The 19,039-nt window shown below is 69.6% G+C and carries 18 protein-coding genes; 8 read left to right on the top strand and 10 right to left on the bottom strand.

Going from position 1 to position 19,039, the window contains the following annotated elements:
* Positions 1-11: 11 nt before the first annotated feature.
* On the bottom strand, positions 12-1,589 hold the full coding sequence (locus tag WC555_RS03580) for a cytochrome ubiquinol oxidase subunit I (RefSeq protein ID WP_373251256.1): 1,578 nt from the start codon (positions 1,587-1,589) through the stop codon (positions 12-14).
* Between the two features lie 123 nt (positions 1,590-1,712).
* On the opposite strand from WC555_RS03580, the gene cydD reads away from it, so the two are divergent.
* Both cydD and WC555_RS03570 read left to right on the top strand, forming a co-directional pair.
* Positions 1,713-3,323 (top strand): thiol reductant ABC exporter subunit CydD, encoded by a 1,611-nt coding sequence (cydD, locus tag WC555_RS03575; protein ID WP_373251191.1) that lies wholly within the window; start codon positions 1,713-1,715, stop codon positions 3,321-3,323.
* Positions 3,320-4,966 (top strand): amino acid ABC transporter ATP-binding/permease protein, encoded by a 1,647-nt coding sequence (locus tag WC555_RS03570; protein ID WP_373251189.1) that lies wholly within the window; start codon positions 3,320-3,322, stop codon positions 4,964-4,966. Before cydD ends, WC555_RS03570 begins: the two co-directional genes overlap by 4 nt.
* A gap of 259 nt (positions 4,967-5,225) precedes the next feature.
* Here the strand turns inward: WC555_RS03570 and WC555_RS03565 are convergent, their stop codons facing one another.
* Positions 5,226-5,807 (bottom strand): NAD(P)H-dependent oxidoreductase, encoded by a 582-nt coding sequence (locus tag WC555_RS03565; RefSeq protein ID WP_373251187.1) that lies wholly within the window; start codon positions 5,805-5,807, stop codon positions 5,226-5,228.
* Positions 5,808-5,864: 57 nt separating this feature from the next.
* Positions 5,865-6,695, bottom strand: a complete 831-nt coding sequence (locus tag WC555_RS03560; protein ID WP_373251185.1) for a universal stress protein — start codon at positions 6,693-6,695, stop codon at positions 5,865-5,867.
* Positions 6,696-6,807: 112 nt separating this feature from the next.
* Between WC555_RS03560 and WC555_RS03555 the strand changes: the two genes are divergently transcribed.
* From WC555_RS03555 to WC555_RS03530, 6 genes are all read left to right on the top strand, one after another.
* Positions 6,808-7,206, top strand: coding sequence for a cytochrome c (locus WC555_RS03555; RefSeq protein WP_373251183.1), 399 nt, complete (start codon positions 6,808-6,810; stop codon positions 7,204-7,206).
* A complete protein-coding gene (locus tag WC555_RS03550) occupies positions 7,203-7,706 on the top strand; it encodes a pyridoxamine 5'-phosphate oxidase family protein (RefSeq protein ID WP_373251181.1) in 504 nt (167 codons plus the stop codon). Before WC555_RS03555 ends, WC555_RS03550 begins: the two co-directional genes overlap by 4 nt.
* 67 nt (positions 7,707-7,773) lie before the next feature.
* Positions 7,774-8,634, top strand: a complete 861-nt coding sequence (locus tag WC555_RS03545; protein ID WP_373251180.1) for a universal stress protein — start codon at positions 7,774-7,776, stop codon at positions 8,632-8,634.
* Positions 8,635-8,689: 55 nt separating this feature from the next.
* Entirely contained in the window at positions 8,690-10,270 is a 1,581-nt protein-coding gene (locus WC555_RS03540) for an MBL fold metallo-hydrolase (protein ID WP_373251178.1), read from the top strand.
* Positions 10,267-11,025, top strand: coding sequence for an LOG family protein (locus tag WC555_RS03535; RefSeq protein WP_373251176.1), 759 nt, complete (start codon positions 10,267-10,269; stop codon positions 11,023-11,025). The genes WC555_RS03540 and WC555_RS03535 overlap by 4 nt, the downstream gene beginning before the upstream one ends.
* A gap of 74 nt (positions 11,026-11,099) precedes the next feature.
* Positions 11,100-11,720: an NAD(P)H-dependent oxidoreductase gene (locus WC555_RS03530; RefSeq protein WP_373251175.1), complete on the top strand. Its 621-nt coding sequence runs from the start codon at positions 11,100-11,102 to the stop codon at positions 11,718-11,720.
* Between the two features lie 3 nt (positions 11,721-11,723).
* Here the strand turns inward: WC555_RS03530 and WC555_RS03525 are convergent, their stop codons facing one another.
* The 7 genes from WC555_RS03525 to WC555_RS03495 form a co-directional block, all read right to left on the bottom strand.
* Positions 11,724-12,491, bottom strand: a complete 768-nt coding sequence (locus tag WC555_RS03525) for an SDR family NAD(P)-dependent oxidoreductase (protein ID WP_373251174.1) — start codon at positions 12,489-12,491, stop codon at positions 11,724-11,726.
* Positions 12,492-12,495: 4 nt separating this feature from the next.
* Complete coding sequence (locus WC555_RS03520; RefSeq protein WP_373251172.1) at positions 12,496-13,062, bottom strand: hypothetical protein; 567 nt, start codon at positions 13,060-13,062, stop codon at positions 12,496-12,498.
* A gap of 57 nt (positions 13,063-13,119) precedes the next feature.
* A complete protein-coding gene (locus WC555_RS03515) occupies positions 13,120-13,506 on the bottom strand; it encodes a response regulator (RefSeq protein WP_373251254.1) in 387 nt (128 codons plus the stop codon).
* Positions 13,507-13,590: 84 nt separating this feature from the next.
* Positions 13,591-14,190, bottom strand: coding sequence for a response regulator FixJ (gene fixJ, locus WC555_RS03510; protein WP_373251170.1), 600 nt, complete (start codon positions 14,188-14,190; stop codon positions 13,591-13,593).
* Positions 14,183-15,610, bottom strand: coding sequence for a PAS domain S-box protein (locus WC555_RS03505; RefSeq protein WP_373251168.1), 1,428 nt, complete (start codon positions 15,608-15,610; stop codon positions 14,183-14,185). Before WC555_RS03505 ends, fixJ begins: the two co-directional genes overlap by 8 nt.
* Before the next feature lie 107 nt (positions 15,611-15,717).
* A complete protein-coding gene (locus WC555_RS03500; RefSeq protein WP_373251166.1) occupies positions 15,718-16,359 on the bottom strand; it encodes a helix-turn-helix domain-containing protein in 642 nt (213 codons plus the stop codon).
* 71 nt (positions 16,360-16,430) lie between these two features.
* A complete protein-coding gene (locus WC555_RS03495; RefSeq protein ID WP_373251164.1) occupies positions 16,431-18,989 on the bottom strand; it encodes a cation-translocating P-type ATPase in 2,559 nt (852 codons plus the stop codon).
* Positions 18,990-19,039 lie beyond the last annotated feature (50 nt).

The following is a 19,039-nucleotide window of genomic DNA, read 5'->3' as shown; positions in this document are numbered from 1 at the left end:
TTCCAGGGTTGTCAGGCGACGGCGGGTGCGGCTTCGGCAGCCGACGGATCGGAGGGGCTGGGCGCGAACTCTTCCTGCTGGGCGAAGGGCCCCTTCTTGATCGTGTGCAGGATCAGGCCGACCTCGACCACGGCGAGGGCGCCGTAGAAGAGGGTGAAGCCGATGATCGTGGCCCACAGCTGGGGCACGGTCAGGCTCGAGGCGCCGAGGAAGGTCGGCAGCACGCCCTCGACCGCCCAGGGCTGACGACCAAATTCGGCGACGACCCAGCCCAGTTCGGCGGCGATCCACGGCAGGGGGATGGCCGCGACGCAGAGCCACAGGAACCAGCGGGTTTCGTGCTTGCGCAGGGTGCACAGCAGGAAGGCCGTGGCGAACAGGGCGATCATGGCGAAGCCGATCGCCGCCATGAAGCGGAAGGTCCAGAACATGACCGGCACATTGGGGACGGTGTTCCACGCCGCGTCGCGGATCTGCTCCGGCGTGGCGGTGCGCGGATCCGCCACATGCCGTTTCAGCATCAGGCCGTAGCCGAGGTCGTTGCGGTGCAGCTCGAACAGGCTGCGGGCGGCGGCGTCCGTCGGGTCGGCCTTGATCGTCTCCAGCGCGTCATAGGCGATCACGCCGGACTCGATGCGGGTTTCGGCCACCGCGACCAGCTGCAGGATGCCCTCCACGCTGCCGTCGAGGCTGCGCGTCGAGATCAGCCCGAGCACCCAGGGGATCTGCACGTCATAGCGGGTCTCGCGCAGCTTCATGTCCGGTATGCCGAAGATGCTGATCCCGGCTGGCGCGGGCTGGGTGTTCCACATGGACTCAATGGCGGCCAGCTTCATTTTCTGGTTGTCGGTGAGGGCATAGCCGCTCTCGTCGCCGAGGACGACGACCGACAGGGAGGCCGCCAGGCCGAAGGCGGCGGCCACGGTCATCGAGCGCTTGGCGAAGCCCTTGTGGCGGCCCTTCAGCATGTAGAAGGCCGAGACCCCCAGCACGAAGACGGCGGCGATGACGTAGCCGGCGCTGACGGTGTGCACGAACTTGGCCTGCGCCACCGGGTTGAACAGCACCGCGGCGAAGTCGGTCACCTCCATCCGCATGGTGTCGGGATTGAAGCGCGCGCCGACCGGATTCTGCATCCAGCCGTTGGCGATCAGGATCCACAGCGCCGACAGATTGGTTCCCAGCGCGACCAGGAAGGTGACCAGCAGATGTTGCACCCGCCCCAGCTTGTCCCAGCCGAAGAACATCAACCCGACGAAGGTCGCCTCAAGGAAGAAGGCCATCAGGCCCTCAATGGCGAGCGGCGCACCAAAAATGTCGCCCACATAATGTGAGTAGTAGGACCAGTTCATTCCGAACTGGAACTCCATCGTGATCCCGGTCGCGACGCCCAGGGCGAAGTTGATGCCGAACAGCATGCCCCAGAAGCGGGTGATGGTTCGCCAGATCGGCCGGCGGGTCATCACATAGATGCTCTCCATGATGACGAGCATGAACGACAGGCCGAGCGTCAGCGGCACGAAGAGAAAATGGTAGAGAGCCGTCAGCGCGAACTGCAGACGGGAAAGGTCGACGACCGCCAGGTCGATCATGGGTCGGCTCCGAAAGCGACGGTCCCTTCGACCGCGTTCCGTCCCGCCTAGGAGCGCCCTCGCCACCTCGCCTTGATTTCGATCAAAGCAGAGGTTCGGCGCCTGGGCTCCAAGCAGGACATGACCGCTGAGATCCTGACCGCCCCGATCAAGCCCGCCCGCTGGCTGCGGGATGCGGGGCGACCCTGGGCGCGTCTGAACGGTCTCGCGGCGATCCTGACGGTCCTGGACATCCTGCCCGCCGCGGGCTTCGCCGGCGGTCTCGCCATGGCCGTGTCGGTGGCTTCGACGTCCCTGAATTCAGCCTTGCCCTGGCTCCTTCTGGCCGTCGCGAGCCTCGCGGCGAGGGGGCTGATGGCCCAGCGGGCAGCCGCGGGCGGCGCGCGCGCCGCCCGCGCCGTGAAGGGGCAGGTCCGGCGCGAGGTGGCGGAGGACCTGTTCCAGGGCCGCCGTTCGGGATCGGGAGCCCTGGCGGCGGCGACAGACGGCGTCGACGCCATCGACGGATACTACGCCCGTTTCGGACCGGCCAGGCTCGCCGCCACGGCGTCTCCGCTGGTCGCCATCGGCATCATCGCCTTCGTCAGTCCGGTGGCGGCGGCCATCCTGCTGTTCACCCTGATACCCTTCGTCGCAGGCATGGCGCTGGCGGGCGCGGCCGCGGCCGGGGAAAGTCGGAAGCAGTTCGACGCCATGGCGCGGCTGTCCGGCCTGTTCCTCGATCGCATCCGGGCCCTGCCGGCCGTCCTCGCCTTCCAGGCGGAGGATGCGGTGACGCGGGAGGTGGCGCGCAGTTCCACCGATCTCGCGCTGCGCACCAGCCGGGTGCTGCGCATCGCCTTCCTGTCTTCCGGCGTGCTGGAGTTCTTCTCGGCCCTGTCGGTGGCCTTGGTGGCCGTCTACTGTGGCTTCAACCTGTTGCGGATGCTGCCCTTTCCCGTCCCCGAACAGCTGGATCTGGGGCGCGCCTTCTTCGTGCTTGCCCTCTCCCCCGAGGTCTACGCCCCCATGCGCCGGCTCGCCGCCGCCTATCACGACCGGCAGGCGGCGGAGGCGGCCGCGCCGTCACTGCTCGCGGCGACCCGTCCGGAGACCCGCTCTCCGATCGGACTGGGCCGCGCGGCGCCGGCGGTGCGCTTCGAACGCGTGAGCATCGCCTATGACGGCGGGGCGCCCGTCGTCGCGGCCTTCGATCTCGAGGTGCGGCCCGGGCAGATCGTCGCCCTTGCCGGGAGCAGCGGCGCGGGCAAGACCAGCCTGCTTCATACCCTGCTCGGCCTCGCGCCGTTGACGTCCGGCGACGTTCTGATCGACGGCCGACGTCTGTCGCGGTGCGGCGATTTCGCCGGCCAGATCGCCTGGGCCAGCCAGTCGCCGGTGATCGTGCCCGGCTCGCTGCGGGACAACATCGCCCTGGCGGACCGCGGCGCTTCGGTCGAGGCGATCGCCCAGGCCGCCCGCCGGGCCGGATTGTCCGCCGACCTGGGGCGTGCGCTGGACGAAAGGGGCGGGGGACTGTCGGGCGGCGAACGTCGCCGGCTGGCCCTGGCCCGGGCCATCCTCAAGGATGCGCCGCTGCTGCTCATGGACGAACCGACCGCCAATCTGGACGCCGAGGCGGAACAGGCGATGCTGCTCCTGATCCGTGAGGCGGCGCGGGGAAGAACCACCCTGATCGCCACCCATTCGCCCGCTGTCATGGCGATCGCCGACCGCGTGGTGACGCTGTGAGCGTCCCGATCGGCCGCGTCGGCGCCCTTATCGCGGGCCAACGAAAGGCCCAGAGGCAGCGGCTGGCCGTCTCCGCCGTGGCCGGCAGCGTCCTGGCGGCCGCGTCCGTCGGCCTGCTGGGAATTTCCGGCTGGTTCATCGCCGGAGCGGCGCTGGCCGGAGCCGCCGGCGCCTCCGCCGCTCACGCGTTCAACTATCTGACGCCCAGCGCCGTCATCCGGCTGCTGGCCATCCTTCGGACCGGCGCGCGCTACGCCGAACGGGTCAGCGGCCACGACGCCGCGCTCCATGCCCTGGCCCGGTTGCGGCCCGAGGTCTTCGCAAGTTTCGCCACGGGTCGGCCCGGGGCCGTTCTGCGGGTGTCCGCGGGCGAGGTTTCCAGCCGGCTGGTGCAGGACATCGACGCCTTGCAGATCCTGTTCATCCGCCTGTCGGCGCCCTGGGCCCTGGGAACAGGCGCGACCGTCGCGGCGGGGCTGGCCTGGCTGGCTCACCCCCTGGCCGGGGTGACGACCGTGGCGTTCATGGCGGCGGCCGCTGTCGCCAACGGCCTGCTGGGGCGGCGGCTGGCAGGTCCGGCGGGTCGCGAAATCCAGCACAGTGGAGGCGCCTTCCGCGCCCGGCTGGCCGCCCTCGAAGCCGCGGCGCCCGAGCTGAAAGCCTACGGCCTGGCGGCCTGGGCCGTGCATGAGGTCGAGACAGCGGCGGACCCTCTTGACCGCGCGACGGTCCGGCTGAACGAGGCCGGCGGCTGGATGGTCGCGAGCCAGGCGGTGATCACGGGCCTGGCGACCGCCGCGGCCGTTGTGGCCGCCCACGGCGCCGCGACTCCGATGGTCGCGCTCGCCGCCTTGTCCGCGGTGACCGGCGTCGAAGCCGCCGGCGCCCTCGCGGCGGCCTTCCGTCAGGGCGGCTCCGCGCAGGAGGCCGTCGAGCGCCTTGAACAGCTGACGCCGGAGCCGGCGCGGGTTTCCGGCGCTCATCCGCGCGACGCCGGCCTGACGACGGGTCTGACCGGCGAAACCCTGACCCCGCCGGCCCGGCTCGCCATTGTCGGCCCCTCGGGCGGCGGCAAGACCACTCTGATCGAGCGCCTCATCGGCTTGCGCGAACCGGTCCCGCACGAGTGGCGGCTGGGGGATGTGGATTTGCCGGATCTGGCTCCGGGGGCCGCATCCCCCCTGTTCGCCTACGCCGCCCAGGACGTGCGTCTCCTGGACGGAAGCGTGCGCGACAATCTGAGGCTCGCGGCGGCGGAGGCTCCGGACGAGCTCCTGTGGGCGGCCCTGGAAGATGCGGCGCTCGCAGAGCGAATCCGCGCCGCGCCCCGCGGCCTGGACATGGCGGTGGGTTCGAACGGACTCAAATTGTCGGGGGGGGAAAGGCGGCGCCTCGCCCTCGCCCGGGCCTATCTGCGGCCGGCGCCCTGGCTGGTGCTGGACGAACCGACGGAGGGGCTCGACGCCGCCACTGAGGCGCAGGTGCTCGAGCGGCTGGATCGCCGTCTGCGCGACCAGGGCCAGGGTTTGATCCTGATCAGCCATCGCCTGGCGCCGGTCAGGCTCTGCGAGCGGGTCATCAGGATCGAAAAGGCCGTCGCGGCCGGGCCGGCGCGAACGGCAGGGCGGTTCATCGTCGCCTGAGCGGTTTTGATCCCGATCAAGGCGATCCGGTCTCCCCCTGGCGATGTTCGGCCATAGCAAAGGAGCCCGCCATGCCTGCAGACGTCGTCCCCTACATCATCGCCATCTGCGCGGTGTTCTCGCTCTTCATCCTCGTGGTGGGAGGCGTCTCCATCTGGACCTATCTGCCGGACCGCAACGAGCGGGACTGACGGGAATCCGCGCGGATGGGTCCGACGGAACGCCGGGCCGGGTCCGGGGAACGGCAGGGGTGCGGAGCCTAGGCCGCGCGCCCGCCCATCGCGCCGATGCGCTTCAGCAGGCGTTCGCGATCCGGGCGGGACTCTATTCCGCCCAGGACGGTGTCCCGGACGGGCCCGAACCCGACGAACCCCAGGATGCCGCCTTTGAGCGCCTTGAGCGAGTGACCGAAGAAGACGGTCCGGTAGACGAGCGCGGGCATGCCCATGGTCACGATAATCCTCGCCGACCGGCCCTTCAGCCTGCCTCGGCCGGGCGCCACGGGCGCATCCCCGAAAGCGAAAGAGGGACGGAAGGCCTGTTCGAGCAGCGCCTTCAACCGGGCCGGCATCGATCCGAGCCAGAGCGGATAGATGATCACCAGGTGCTCCGCCCACGCCAGTTCATCCTGAAAGGCGAGCACGGCGGGGCAGGGCGTTCCGCTCTCCCAGTCCTCGCGCGTCGCGAGGGTGGGGAACTCCATCTCGGACAGGTTTACGCGGTGGACGATGTGGCCCGCGCCGGCGCCGCCCCGGGCATAGGCGGCGGCCAGGGCGTGACAGAAGCGACCGGGATCGCGATCAGGGTGGCCGTCGAGGATCAGGATGCGGCGACGGCTCATGCGTCAGACATCCGCGACCAGACGGATGTGGCGAGCTTGCCTGGTCATGAGCGGTCCCTAGTGCGCGAAGCAGAGACAGATCGGGCTGTCGTTGATCAGATCGCGGGTCACGCCGCCCAGCGCCCATTCGCGCAGTCGGGCATGGCCGTAGCCTCCCGCCACGATCAGACCTGAGTCGCGAGCGAGCGCTTCATCAAGGATCTGGCGGGCCGTCGGCGCCTCGCCCCGGAGGGCGATGACGGGCTCGGCGAAAATTTCATGTCGCGCCAGAAACTGCACGACATCGGCCAGCTCGCCGTCGGCCTGCGCGTTCTCGTCCTCGGTGCAGACCATATACAGCGTGACGCCCTCGGCCCGTTTCAGCAACGGAATCGCGGCGGCCAGGGCGAGACGGGACTCGCGACAGTCTTTCCAGGCCACCAGGACGTGTTCGCCGACGGGATTGCGAAGGCGCGTCGGCGGCGTGACCAGCACGGGCCGTCCGCAGCCCATGAGGACATCGGAGACGTCCGGCGCGTGGTTCGGCGCTTTCGAATTGCGACCGCCGAGAATGACCAGATCCGCCGCCCGCGCGGCGCGGGAACAGACCTCGCCCGGAAAGCCGATCTCCCCCCGCCATCCGGCTTCGACCTCGCGCGCCTGGACGACCTCGAAGAAGCGCGAACGGGCGCGCTCCACATCGGCCTCCGCCATGTCGCGGTAGAGGGTGAGCAGTTCGCCGACCATGGCGCCGCCCGCGAGCGGATCGTAAAGGGGCGGCGCGATGGACCCCGCGCACAGCCCGGTCAGGTGAGCATCGAAGGCGACGGAAAGGTCGCAGGCGAGTTCAAGGCGGCTGTCGCTCTCGGGTCCGTCTTCGACGGCGACGAGCAGGCTGGCGTAGGTCATGGCGATCTCCTTCGCTCCCCAGCAGAGCGGACGGCGACGGGGACCGCATTGACGAAGATCAAGGTGGACGGTCCGCGCGCGGACCAGCATGGTGTTCTCGTGGAGAAAGTTCATGTCCGCCTTCCGGTTCGCCGCCGCGCTCGCGCTGATTTGCATTGTTCCGGCGGCCTGCGCCCGTGAGCCGGCCGTCCTGCCGCATCAGGTCGCCCCGGACGTCGGCGCGCCCGCCGCGACCGCTCCGGATACGGTGGCCCGGGCCGCGGAGCGCGGTCGGCGGCTCGCCGCCAACGCCTGCGCCAGCTGTCACGCGACCGGACCTGGCGGCGCCAGTCCCATGGCGGTCGCGCCGCCGTTTCGCGATATCGTAAGCCGCAAGCCTCTCGATCAGCTGGAAGCGGGGTTCGCCGAAGGTCTCGTCACCGCCCACCCGGCCATGCCGGCGTTCACCTTCCGCGCCAGCGAGATTGACGATCTGATCGCCTGGCTCGACACTTTGAAGGCCGGGCGGTGAGCGCCCCGGACCCGGCCCCGATCCACGGCCGCGCCGTCGCGGCGATCGCCGATCTGCTGGATCGTGAGCGCCTGATGACCCTCGCGTGCAACCGGCCCGACGGCTGGCCCCATGCGACCACCGTCGGCTATCTGAACGAAGGTCTGAACCTGTATTTCATCGTCGCCCGGACGAGCCAGAAGTTCGCCAATCTCCAGGCCGATCCCCGCGCCTCCGTGGCGGTCCGGTCCCAAAGCGGAGGTCAGGGCGACGGCGTCGGCCTGTCCATGGCCGGCCGGGTCGTGGAGGTCGTCGATCCCGAGGCCGTCGAGCGGCTCAACCGTCAGGTGATCGAGCGATATCCAGCGGTGCACGTCTACTGTCCATCGGCGGACGCCGTCGCGGTGCTGCATTTCAAACCGGAGGTCATTTCCGCCGTCGGCGTGATTGACGGCCGCAGCGTTGCGGAGACTTTCAACCTCGCAGAGACGGACGCCGGCAGCGTTTCCCGGTTGTTCTGACGGCTTGACACCGATCAAGGCGGGGCCGGGCCGCCTCGCCCAAGGTGGCCCCAAAGGGAGACCCATCATGAGCCTGAAACGCATCCTCGCCCTGGCCTCCGGCGCCGCCGGCGACGCCTCCGCCTTGGCCTTCGCCGCCCATCTGGCGGGCCAGCACGACGGCGTCGTGGAGGTCGTTCCGGTCTATCCGGACTCCGCCGCAGACATGATCGCCCTGGGCCTGACCCTTGGCGCCTCGCTCTCGAAAGAGGCGGTCGAGGAGCTGGCCGCGGCCGAAACCGAGTTGCAGGGCCGCATCGAAGTCGCCGCGCGGCGCGCGGCGAACGAGGCCGACGTGGTGTTTGGAGCCGGCGAGGGCGCGCCCCGCATGTCGGTTCTCACCCGCGGACTCCGGCCCGCGCTCGCCCTGTCGCGCCATGCCGCCCTGGCTGATCTGGTGGTGGTGGCCCAGGAGGGTCTCCAGGACGGACCGGTACGGGACCTGCTGGGCCAGGCGCTGGTGGGCGATCGCGCGCCCGTGCTGATCGCGCGCGGCGATCCGGATCGCCTCTCCGGACCGGCCGCGATCGCCTGGGACGGCAGCCCGCAGGCGGGCCGCGCCGTCCGCGCCGCCCTGCCTCTGCTGGCGATGGCCAGCGCGATCCATGTGTTGCAGTGCGTGACCAGCCTCGACCAGCAGGCCGCGGATCCCGACATCGACCTGCTCAACGCCTATCTCAAGCTGCACGGCGTCGGCGCCGGGGTGGCGACCATGGTCGAAGGCGCCGATGAGGGCGCGGCCTTGATCGCGGCGGCCGAAGGCAAGCAGGCCGGGGTGCTGGTCGCCGGCGCCTGGGGCCATTCGCGGCTCCGGGAGACGGTCTTCGGCGGGGCCACGCGGACCTTCCTGCGCCGCAAGGACGGTCCCAGCCTCATGCTGGCGCATTGAGGGTGGCGCGTCGCCTTCCGGTCGTTTCCATCTCGCCGTCCCCGGGACCCCTGACGTGACCGCCCGGCTGACCTTCCATGGAGCCGCCGAGTGCGTCACCGGCTCCTGCATGCTGCTGGAAACGGGGGCCAGGCGAATTCTCATCGACTGCGGCATGTTCCAGGGGCCCAAGACCCTGAAGGCGCTCAACTACGAGCCCTTTCCCTTCGCCGCCGACTCGCTCGACGCGGTGCTGCTGACCCACGCCCACATCGACCATTCGGGATTGCTGCCGAAGCTCGTTCGCGCCGGCTATCGCGGTCCGATCTTCGCCACCCGCAGCACACGGGATCTCTGCGAGGTGATGCTGGCGGACTCCGCGGGGATCCAGGAAAGCGAGGTGCGCCATCTGAACCGGCGCAACGCCCAGCGCGGCCTGAGGCCTGTGGAGCCCATCTATACGGCGGGGGACGTGGATACGACCCTGCGGCTCTTCGAGCGCGTGCGGTTCGGCGAACCGGCCACGATCGGCGAAGGCGTGCAGGCCACCTGGTGGGCGGCCGGCCATCTCCTCGGGGCGGCCTCGATCCAGATCCAGCTGGAGGAGGGGGGCGAGAGCCTGAATCTGCTGTTCTCCGGCGACCTCGGCTCGGGGCGGCAGCCGTTTCTGCCCGGTCCGACCGGACCCACGGGCGTCGATCATGTGATCCTCGAAAGCACCTATGGCGACCGGGAACGCATCGATCTGGAACTCACCGCGCGCCGCCGCGCGCTGGCTGACGAATTGCGTCAGGCGCGCGCCGCGGGCGGACCGCTGCTGATCCCGAGCTTCGCCGTGGGGCGCGCGCAGGAACTGATCCTCGACCTGCTGGCGGTGATGGACGCCGAGCCGGATCTGGCGGCCGAGATCTTTCTGGATTCCCCGCTCGCCATCGAGGCGACCGATGTCTTTCTGCGTCGCGGCTGGAACCCGGACACCGCGGAGAATCCCTTCGAGCCGCTGCGGCACGCGACCCGCCTGCACCATCTGATGCGGCCGCAGGAGAGTGACCGGCTTGAGCGCCTGACCGGCTGGCACGTCATCCTCGCCGGCAGCGGCATGTGCGACGCGGGACGAATCCGCCGCCACCTCAAACGCCTCCTGTGGCGCAAGGAGGTGACCGTGCTGATGACCGGCTTCCAGGCCGCCGGCACCCTGGGCCGGTTGCTGGTGGAGGGGCGCTCCGCCGTCCGCATCCAGGGCGAGGACATTCGCGTCGGGGCCCGCATCCGCAATCTCGACACCTATTCCGGCCACGGGGACGCGACCGACCTGGTGGCCTGGCTCAAGGCGAGAAGTCCGGTGGCCGGAAGCGTCCTGCTCGACCACGGCGAGCCGACCGCCATCGCAACCCTGTCGGGCCGCCTGTCGGAGGCCGGATACAGGCCCGTCACCGCCCTGCTGGACCAGACCTACGCCCTCACGCGGACATCGGCGGACCCGCTGCCCCGGACCCGTGCGCGACTGGAGCGCGGGGACGCGACACGGCTGGACTGGCACAATGACCGCGCCGCCTTCCTGGTCGCCTTGAACGAAAGGCTTCAGGGGCTTCCGAACGATGCGGAACGGGTACGCCTGGTCGCCAGGCTGGGCGAGGCTCTGGAGACTGGCCGATGACCGGTCCCGCCGCGGCGCCGAACGCCGCCCAGATCGCCTCCCGGGCCTATCGCCTTCCGGCTTTCGACGAGGCCTTCCTGCTCGGCGACTCCATGCGCGGGGCGCGGTTCATGATGGAGTTCGCCAAGGCGGACGAGGTCCTGCGCGCCTGGGAGATCGGATCGACGATCGTCGTCTTCGGCAGCTCCCGGATCACCGAGGACGGGCTCGCCGACCACGCGCGCTGGTACGCCGAAGCACGCCGGTTCGCCGCCCTGGCCTCGCGGGAAGGCGGGGCGCTGACCGGCGACGGCGGGCCGCGGCGGAATGTCATCGCCACCGGAGGCGGTCCGGGCATCATGGCCGCCGCCAACCGCGGAGCGGCCGACGTCGGAGCGCCGTCGATCGGTTTCAACATCAGCCTGCCGCAGGAGCAGGGGCCGAACGCCTGGTCGACCCCGGAACTGACCTTTCGTTTCCACTACTTCGCCATGCGCAAGATGCACCTTGCGATGCGCGCCAGCGCGCTCGTGGTCTTTCCGGGCGGCTTTGGAACCATGGACGAACTGTTCGAGATCCTGACCCTTCGCCAGACGGGGAAGATGAAGTCCGTTCCGGTCGTTCTCGTGGACAAGGCCTACTGGACGGGCCTGATCCGCTTCGAGACGCTCCGGGAGCAGGACTTCATCGGCCCCGGCGACCTCGAGCTGATACAGTTCGCCGCGGACGGCGCCGAGGCTTGGGGTCTTCTCGCTCCCCTGCTGTCCGCCCCCTGATCCAGACGAGGGCGCGCCTCCGGGCCTTGAGCCAGATCAATGCCGGCAGGCAGGGTCCGACGCAGGATTGAGGCATGCAAACCTCAGCCCCCCGCATCGCCGTCATTGTCAGCCATCCCCGGCGGCGAAGTTTCACCGTCGCCATGGCCGAGGCTTTCGCCGGGGCGGCGCGCGCCGGCGGCGCGGAGGTGGTGGAACGGGATCTCTACCGGCTGCGCTTCGATCCGCGGCTGCGAGCCGGAGAGATGCCGGACCATCTGGGCGCGGCCGTCCGCCCCGACGTCGCCCGTGAACGCGCGGCGCTCGCCGACGTGGACATTTTCGCCTTCTTCTACCCGCTGTGGTTCAACGCCACCCCGGCGATGATGAAGGGTTATGTCGAGCGGGTCTTCGGCATGGACTTCGGCTACACGGCTCGCCAGCACGGCGGCAATCAACCTCTGCTGGGGGGTCGCAAGATGGTCACCTTCACCTCCTCGGGCGCGCCGCAGGACTGGGTGGAGCGGACCGGCGCCTGGGAGGCGATGCAGAAGCATTTCGATGAGCATTTCGCGGCCATGACCGGGATGGAGATCATCGGCCACCACAACGTCGGCCAGATCGGCGGAGGCCTGCGCAAGGATGTCGTCGAACGCCATGGTCAGGCCGTCGCGGCCCGCGCAAGCCGGATCGTCGACGTCTATCGCCGCGAATAGACCTCAGCGGGCCGTATAGCCGCCGTCGATCACGAGTTCGGAGCCCGTGACGAATTTCGCCTCATCCGAGGCGAGATAGACGGCCCCCCAGGCGATGTCGTCGGGCTCTCCCATGTGGCCGAGCGGGTGCAGGGCGGCGACGGCCTTGCGGCCGGCCTCGATGTCGCCCTGACCCGCGAGATGGCCTTCGACCATCGGAGTCCAGATGAAGCCGGGATGGATGGAATTCACCCGGATCCGGTCGGCGGCGTATGTCAGGGCGTCGGTCTTGGTCATCAGGCGCACGGCGCCCTTGGAGGCGTGGTATGGCGGCACATCCGGTCCGCCGACGAGGCCGTAGATCGACGACAGGTTTATGATCGAGCCCCCGCCGGCGGCTTTCAGCGGGCCGATCGCGTGCTTGGTGCAGAAGAAGACGCCCTTGACGTTGATCGCCTGGACCCAGTCCCACTCGGCCTCGGTGATCTCGTGCGTCGGCTTGTTGACCCCGGCCACGCCGGCGTTGTTGACCAGGATGTCGATGCGGCCGAAATGCCGGACGACCTCCTGCATCACCGATTGCACCTCGCTCTCGCTGGACACGTCGCAGCGCCACCAGGCGGCCGGCAGGCCCCTGGCCTCAAGCTCGGAGACCAGCGCCCGACCCTCGGCGTCGCGGACATCGAAAAGAGCGACCGAAGCGCCTTCTTCCGCCATGCGGAGAGCGGTGGCGCGGCCCAGACCCACGGCGGCGCCGGTGATCACGGCGACCTTGCCAGCAAGACGGTTCATGGCGTCAGGCCTCCGGCCGGATGATGCGGTGTTCGAGCGATGTCTTGACGGCCCTGGCGTCGAAGGCGCGCGCGTCGTCGACGGGCTTGGCCCCCCGGCGCATCACCACCTCGGCGACGGCCTCATAGGCGGTGACCCGCTGGACGTCGAAGGCGGGACCCGCGGTGTGGCGATCCCAGGTGCGCCAGCCGGCGTGGACGCCATAGGCGTAACGCCAGTGGGGTTCCCAGCCGGGGCCCCAGGGGCCGATCGGCTCGTGCACGGTGAGGGTGACGTGTTCCTCGGTGTCGCGTTCCACGGTCTGGAACCAGTCATAGCCGTTTTCCAGGGTCAGTTCGGCGGCGCGATACAGCAGATACGTCTCGACCGTGTCGCGCGAGGTCAGGCTGTTGCCGGAGAAGACGACACGCCAGCGCTCAGGCTCCACCCGCAGTTCGCGATAGCCGTCCGCGTGAGCGGGGTCCGTCAGCGAGGCCGCGTGATAGGGCGTCGGAGCGGCGCAGCCGCCCAGGATGGCGGCTCCGATCGCGAGACCGGCGAAGAGGGGCGAGGTGCGGGTGAAACGGGCCATGGGAGTCTCCGGTTTGTCCTATCTCGCCTGAACCGCCGGGGGCGGCATTGACCGATATCAATCCGGCCCGATCAGCCGGTGGAGCTGGGTGAACAACTCCTCGTCGAGGAGAGGTTTCTCAACGATCGGCACGCCCGCCGCCGCGGCCTGTCGCTTCAGGGTCGGAGACGGGCCCGTGGTGATCACGACCGCAGGAGCCTCGACACCCAATTCCCGCAATCTCGACAGCAGTTCGATTCCCTGAAGATCGGGCAGTTTCTGGTCGATGATCAGGCCGGCGAACCGCTGCCCGGCGGCGGCCAGCGCGATCGCTTCCCGGGCGGTGCCGCAGCGCTGGACGCCAAAGCCGCGCGTGGCGGTCATGAAGGCGAGCGCGCGCAAGACGTCCGGATCGTCATCGACGATCAGCAGGGTCTGCCGTTCAATGGAATTGCGTGCAACCACCAAGGGTCCCTGCTCATGGCTTCGGCCGGCGCCGATGCCTTTTCCTGGCGCAGTCGGCGGCGGAACGCCTTGATCCAGAACAAGTCAAAGGCCGGCGGCGAGCGCGATCCGCATCAAATCAGCGACGTTCCGCGCGCCTGTCTTGGACATCAGATTGGCCCGATAGATTTCCACGGTCCGAGGGCTGATCGAGAGATCGAACGCGATCTGCTTGTTCAACTTGCCTTCGACCACGCCGTCGAGGACATCGCGTTCCCGCGGTGAAAGTTGCGCCAGGCGCTCCTCGGCGACCGCCCGCGCCGCCCCGGGTTCATGAACGGTTCGCAGGTTCGCGAGGGCCGCGCGAAGGGATTCGGTCAACCGCGCTTCCTCGAACGGCTTTTCGATGAAGTCGATCACGCCGGCCTTCATGGCTTCCACCGCCAAGGGGACGTCGCCATGTCCGGTCATGACGATCACCGGAAAGGATTCGCCTCGCTTCCTGAGCTCGCGCACCAACTCCAGCCCCGTCAGGCCGGGCATCCGGACGTCGGTCAGGACGCAACCCTCGCCGACAGGCAGGGCGTCGAGGAAGGCGTTCGCCGAAGCGTAGAAGCGGGCCTCGATCCCGTTCACCTCGAGCAGGAACCCCAACGCGTCCCGCAGACCGTCGTCGTCATCGATGACATGCACCAGATCAGGCACGGCCGGTCTCCTCGGCGCGGGGCAGGGTGAACGAAAAAACCGCGCCGCCGCCGCTGTTGTCCTCTGCCCAGATTCGCCCGCCATGGGCTTCGACGATAGTGCGACAGATCGACAGCCCCACTCCCATGCCGGTCGCCTTGGTGGTTACGAACGGCTGGAAAAGTCTGTCGCGCACCGTCGGGTCGAGCCCCGGCCCCGAGTCGGCGACACTGATCCGGATGGCGCCGCCGCCTTCCGCCTGCACCCGGATCTCCAGCTCGCGGCGCGGCGCGTCGGCCATGGCGTCGATCGCGTTGCGGATCAGATTGAGCGCCACCTGCTGAATCTGGATCTTGTCCACGATCACCCGACCGACATCGCGGGCCAGACGCAGGTCGACGCGAACGTCGCGGTCCTTGACGCCCACAAGTGCGAGGGCGCTGGCCTCCTCCATCATCTTGGCGGGATCCTCAAGCGTATGCTCGGTTTCACCCTTGGCGACGAACTCCCTCAGACGCTTGATGATGTCCCCCGCCCGCAGCGCCTGGTCGCCGGCGCGATCCAGCGCGCCGCGCAGCTTCGCAAGGTCCGGTTTCGGTCCCTCCAGCAAGGTCACCGACCCCTTCATATAGCTGGCGATCGCCGACAGGGGCTGGTTCAGTTCATGGGCCAGCGAGGACGCCATCTCGCCCATCGCGGTCAGGCGGGAGACGTGCATCAGCTCCGACTGCAGTTCCTGGAAGCGCCTTTCCTGGTCCCGCCGCTCGGTCAGGTCCCGGATGAAGCCGGTGAAGAAGCGGCTTCCGCCAACCTTGGCCTCGCCCACCGCCAGCTCCATCGGAAACGTCGACCCGTCCTTGCGCTGGCCCACCACGATGCGGCCGATGCCGATGATCCGCCGTTCCCCGGTGCCCATGTATCGGCTCAGATACTGATCGTGCTCGGACCGGTAGGGGTCCGGCATCAGGATGTTGACGTTGCGCCCGATCGCCTCCTCCGGACTCCATCCGAACATCCGGATCGCGGTGGTGCTGAACGACTGCATGATCCCGCTGGCGTCGATGACGATCATCGCCTCCGGAATCGTCTCGAGGATCGACTGAAGATGCGCCTGGCGACTGGCGGCCTCGCGGCTCCGCCGCCACAGGCGCTCGCCCATGACGGCGATGAAGGGGCCCAGCAGGGCGAACACCAGGGTTTCCACGAGGTTGGCCCGCTCGGTCCACAAGGCGGTCCCCAGCGTCGCGCCGCTGATCCCGAGACAGAGGGCCGTGGCGAGGAGAGCGGGCGTGCGGCCGCCCAGCGCCGCGGCCACGAGGACGATGGGCACATAGAGGACGAAGAACGACCGGTCGTCGAGCGTCCCGTCCAGCGCCAGCCGGACTCCGGCGGCGATCAGCGCGCCGATGACCGCTGCGACATAGCCGTAGCGCCGGGACATTGAGTGATTGATCGCGGATCGGATCTGCAACGGCGTCTCGGAACCGGACCGCGCCTCGCGGCGGCCTTCAGTCCAGCCTAGCACGGCGATACGATTCCCGCTTGGGTTCAGGCGGCGGCCAGGTCCGACAAGGCGCCGAGGCGGCGGATGCGGTATCTGCGCGCGCCGATGAACTCGACGAGGCCGTCGGCCTGAAGACGGCCCAGCATGCGCGAAATCGTCTCGATGGTGAGCCCCAGATAGTCGGCCATGTCCTGACGGCTCATCGGCAGGGCGATGATCTCGTCCCGGAAGCGGTCGGCGATGTCGAGCAGGAAGCGGGCGACCTTCTCGCAGGCCGTCGCCCGACCGAGCAGAAGCATATGGGACTGGGCGCGCTGCAGTTCGGCGCCGGTCGCCTGCCAGATCATGCGATCGAGGCGTCCCGCGTCATAGGCCGCCGAGCCGGCGCGACGGACGGCGAGCACTTCGCAGTCTCCCAAGGCTTCGGCCGAGAACCGGTGCGCGGCGCTGATCTCGAGGCCGAGCACGTCTCCCTCGTAATAGAAGTCTCCGATCTGGCGACGGCCGTCGGAGAGCAGGTGGCTGGTCCGGACCGCCCCGCGAACGAGGCGGTAGATCATGTCGGCATCTTCGTCCTGGGCATAGATTTCCTCGCCCTGTTTGAAGGTCAGGCGCGCGGCGCCCGTCCATTCGTCCGTTCCGTGGGAGGCGCTGGCGACCGCTTCGAATGGCAGGGTGATCGTCATGTCCGGATCTCCTCGTCTCGTGGCGACATGGATAGGCGGACGCGGCGGTTCTGATTATTCGGGAATGTTCCCTAAGTGGCGTCCCTTAAGGGTTGATACGGAGGTCGTCGGGGGCGGCGGCTCGCCAAGGCGTCCCGGCTGACGCGAACCACGCCGGTCCATCCCCCCGCCAGCAGTCCCGCCGCGACCGCGATTGCGAGCAGGGCGGGGGACGGAGCGCCGAAGCGGAAGACGTGGGCGATGCCGGGCACGTAGAGAGCCGTGAGCAGGACGGCGGCGAGGCTCGCGCCGATGCCCCAGAAGAGACGTCTATGCGGATCGAACAGGCCGACCCCGGCCGAGGCCCCGATCGCCAGCGCCAGCGCCAGATTGCCCACGGCCAGCGCCACATAGGCGACCGAGCGGGCGACGGCTTCCCCGGCTGTCGGCAGAACCACCAGATAGAGCGCGAGGACCGCCGCAAGGATGGGCAGCCCCCGAACGAGGCCCGTGACGATCTCCATCAGCCCGAAGAGACTTTTCTGTTGCGGGCGAGGCGGCCGCCGCATGGCGTCCGCCTCGCTGGGCTCGGCCTCGAAGGCCAGCGAACAGACCGGATCAATCACCAGTTCCAGCAGGACGACATGGATCGGGAAGAGTAGCGGCGGCGCGCCGAGCAGGATCGGCAGCAAGGCCAGGCCGGCGATCGGCACATGGATGGCGGTGACGTAGACCAGAGCCCGGCGGAGGTTGGTGAAGATGCGGCGGCCCAGGCGCACGGCGCCCAGGATCGAGCCGAAACGGTCGTCCAGCAGGACAAGGTCGGCCGCTTCCCGCGCGACGTCCGTGCCGCGACCGCCCATGGCGATGCCGATGTCGGCGGCCTCCAGGGCGGGGGCGTCATTGACCCCGTCCCCCGTCATGGCCACGACCGCGCCATTGGCCTGGAAGGCGCGAACCAGCGCCAGCTTCTGGCCGGGCTGCACCCGGGCGAAGACCCGAACGTCACGTATCCTTTCGGCCAGCGCGGCCTCGGTGAGGTCCGCGATCTCCGCCCCCGTCATCAGACCGGCCGAGACGTCGATCCCCGCGTCGCTGGCGATCTTCAGGGCCGTGGCCGGATAGTCGCCGGTGATCATGGCCACGTTGATGCCCGCGGCGCGCGCGATCTCCAGCGCCGCCGGCACGTCGGAGGCGACAGGATCCAGGAAGCCCACCAGGCCCCTGAACTCGAAATCCAGGGCTTCGGGGGTCGCGACCGCGGCGTCGTGGGCGGCCTCGGCGACGGCCAGGACCCGCAGGCCGCCCGACGCGAGGCGCTCGAGCGCGGACCGCGCCGCCGTCGCCTCGGGCGCGGTCATCCGGCAAAGGGCGAACACCGCTTCCGGCGATCCCTTGGCCGCGGTGCGCCGCCGCTCCGCCGTTCGCCAGGTCTGCACCACGGCCAGCCGGTGCGTCGCCAGCGGCCAGACCTGTTCCGGCCGTTCCGTCGCGGGGGGAGCGCGCGCCGCCAGCGCCAGGTCCATGGGATCGGTCGGCTGGGGGCTGCTGGCGTGCACCGCCGTATCGAGCAACGCCCGCAAGGCCGGGGCCAGGGCCTTGTCGTCCGGGCGGCCTTCGCCTTGCGGCGACCACAGGGCGGCCACGGCCATGCGGTTCTCGGTCAGCGTGCCGGTCTTGTCGACACAGAGCATCGTCGCCCCGCCGAGCGCCTCAATGGCCGCGGCCCGCCGCACCAGCACCTGATGCTGGGCCAGCCGCCAGGCCCCGAGGGAGAGGAACACCGACAGAACGACCGGGAATTCCTCGGGGATCAGCGCGATGGCGATGGTGATGCCGGCGAGCGCGCCCTCGATCCACAGACCCCGCAGCAGGCCGTAGGCCAGGGCGACGACGACGGCGAAGACCAGCGCCATCGCCCCGATCCAGATCACGATACGGCCCGTGGACTTCTGCAGGGGCGTCCGCCCCTCTCCGATCGTCGACAGCGAGGCGCCGATCCGGCCCAGGGCGGTGCGCGGTCCCGTGGCGTCGACCCGGACGACCCCGTGTCCGGCGACAACGAGGGTGCCGGCGAGGACCCGGTCCGACAACGCCCCGTCCGGCGGGGAGGGGGTGCCGCTGCGAATGACCGCCACGGACTCGCCGGTCAGCGCCGACTCATCGATCTGCAGGATGTCCGATCCCAGCAGGGCCCCGTCGGCGGGCGCCCGCTGGCCTTCGGCGAGCAGGACGATGTCCCCGCGCACCAGGTCCTGGGCCGCGATGGCCCGGGCCCGGCCGTCACGCACCACCCGGACCACGGGGTCGGCCAGGCGCCGCAGGGCCTTGAGCGCGGCCTCGCTCCGGGCTTCCTGGACCACCACGAGGGCGACGGTGACCACGCCGGCCGCAGCCAGGAGGAGGCCCTCCGAAAGATCTCCCAGGGCCAGGTACAGGGCCGATGCGGCGGCCAGGAGAAGGAACATCGGCTCGCGCATCGCGGACAGGGCGATCAGGGCGACCGGGCGGGTCCGGTCCGCGGACAGCAGATTGGGTCCGTCCGCGGCGAGGCGACGCGCCGCCTCGGCCGCATCGAGACCGTCGAAGGCGGACTGCGGGGAGAGGACCGCCCGGCTTGCATCCGGCGGTTCAGATGCGGAGGGGGTCAATCCACCCCCGCCGGCGTCCGCCGCGCGCGCCCTGTCGGGTGTCATTGTCG

This window comes from Brevundimonas sp. (assembly GCF_041648615.1).
In the GTDB taxonomy this organism is placed as follows: Bacteria; Pseudomonadota; Alphaproteobacteria; order Caulobacterales; family Caulobacteraceae; genus Brevundimonas.
The sequence above is the reverse complement of the archived record's forward strand: the minus strand, read 5'-3'. Positions and strand labels throughout refer to the sequence as shown.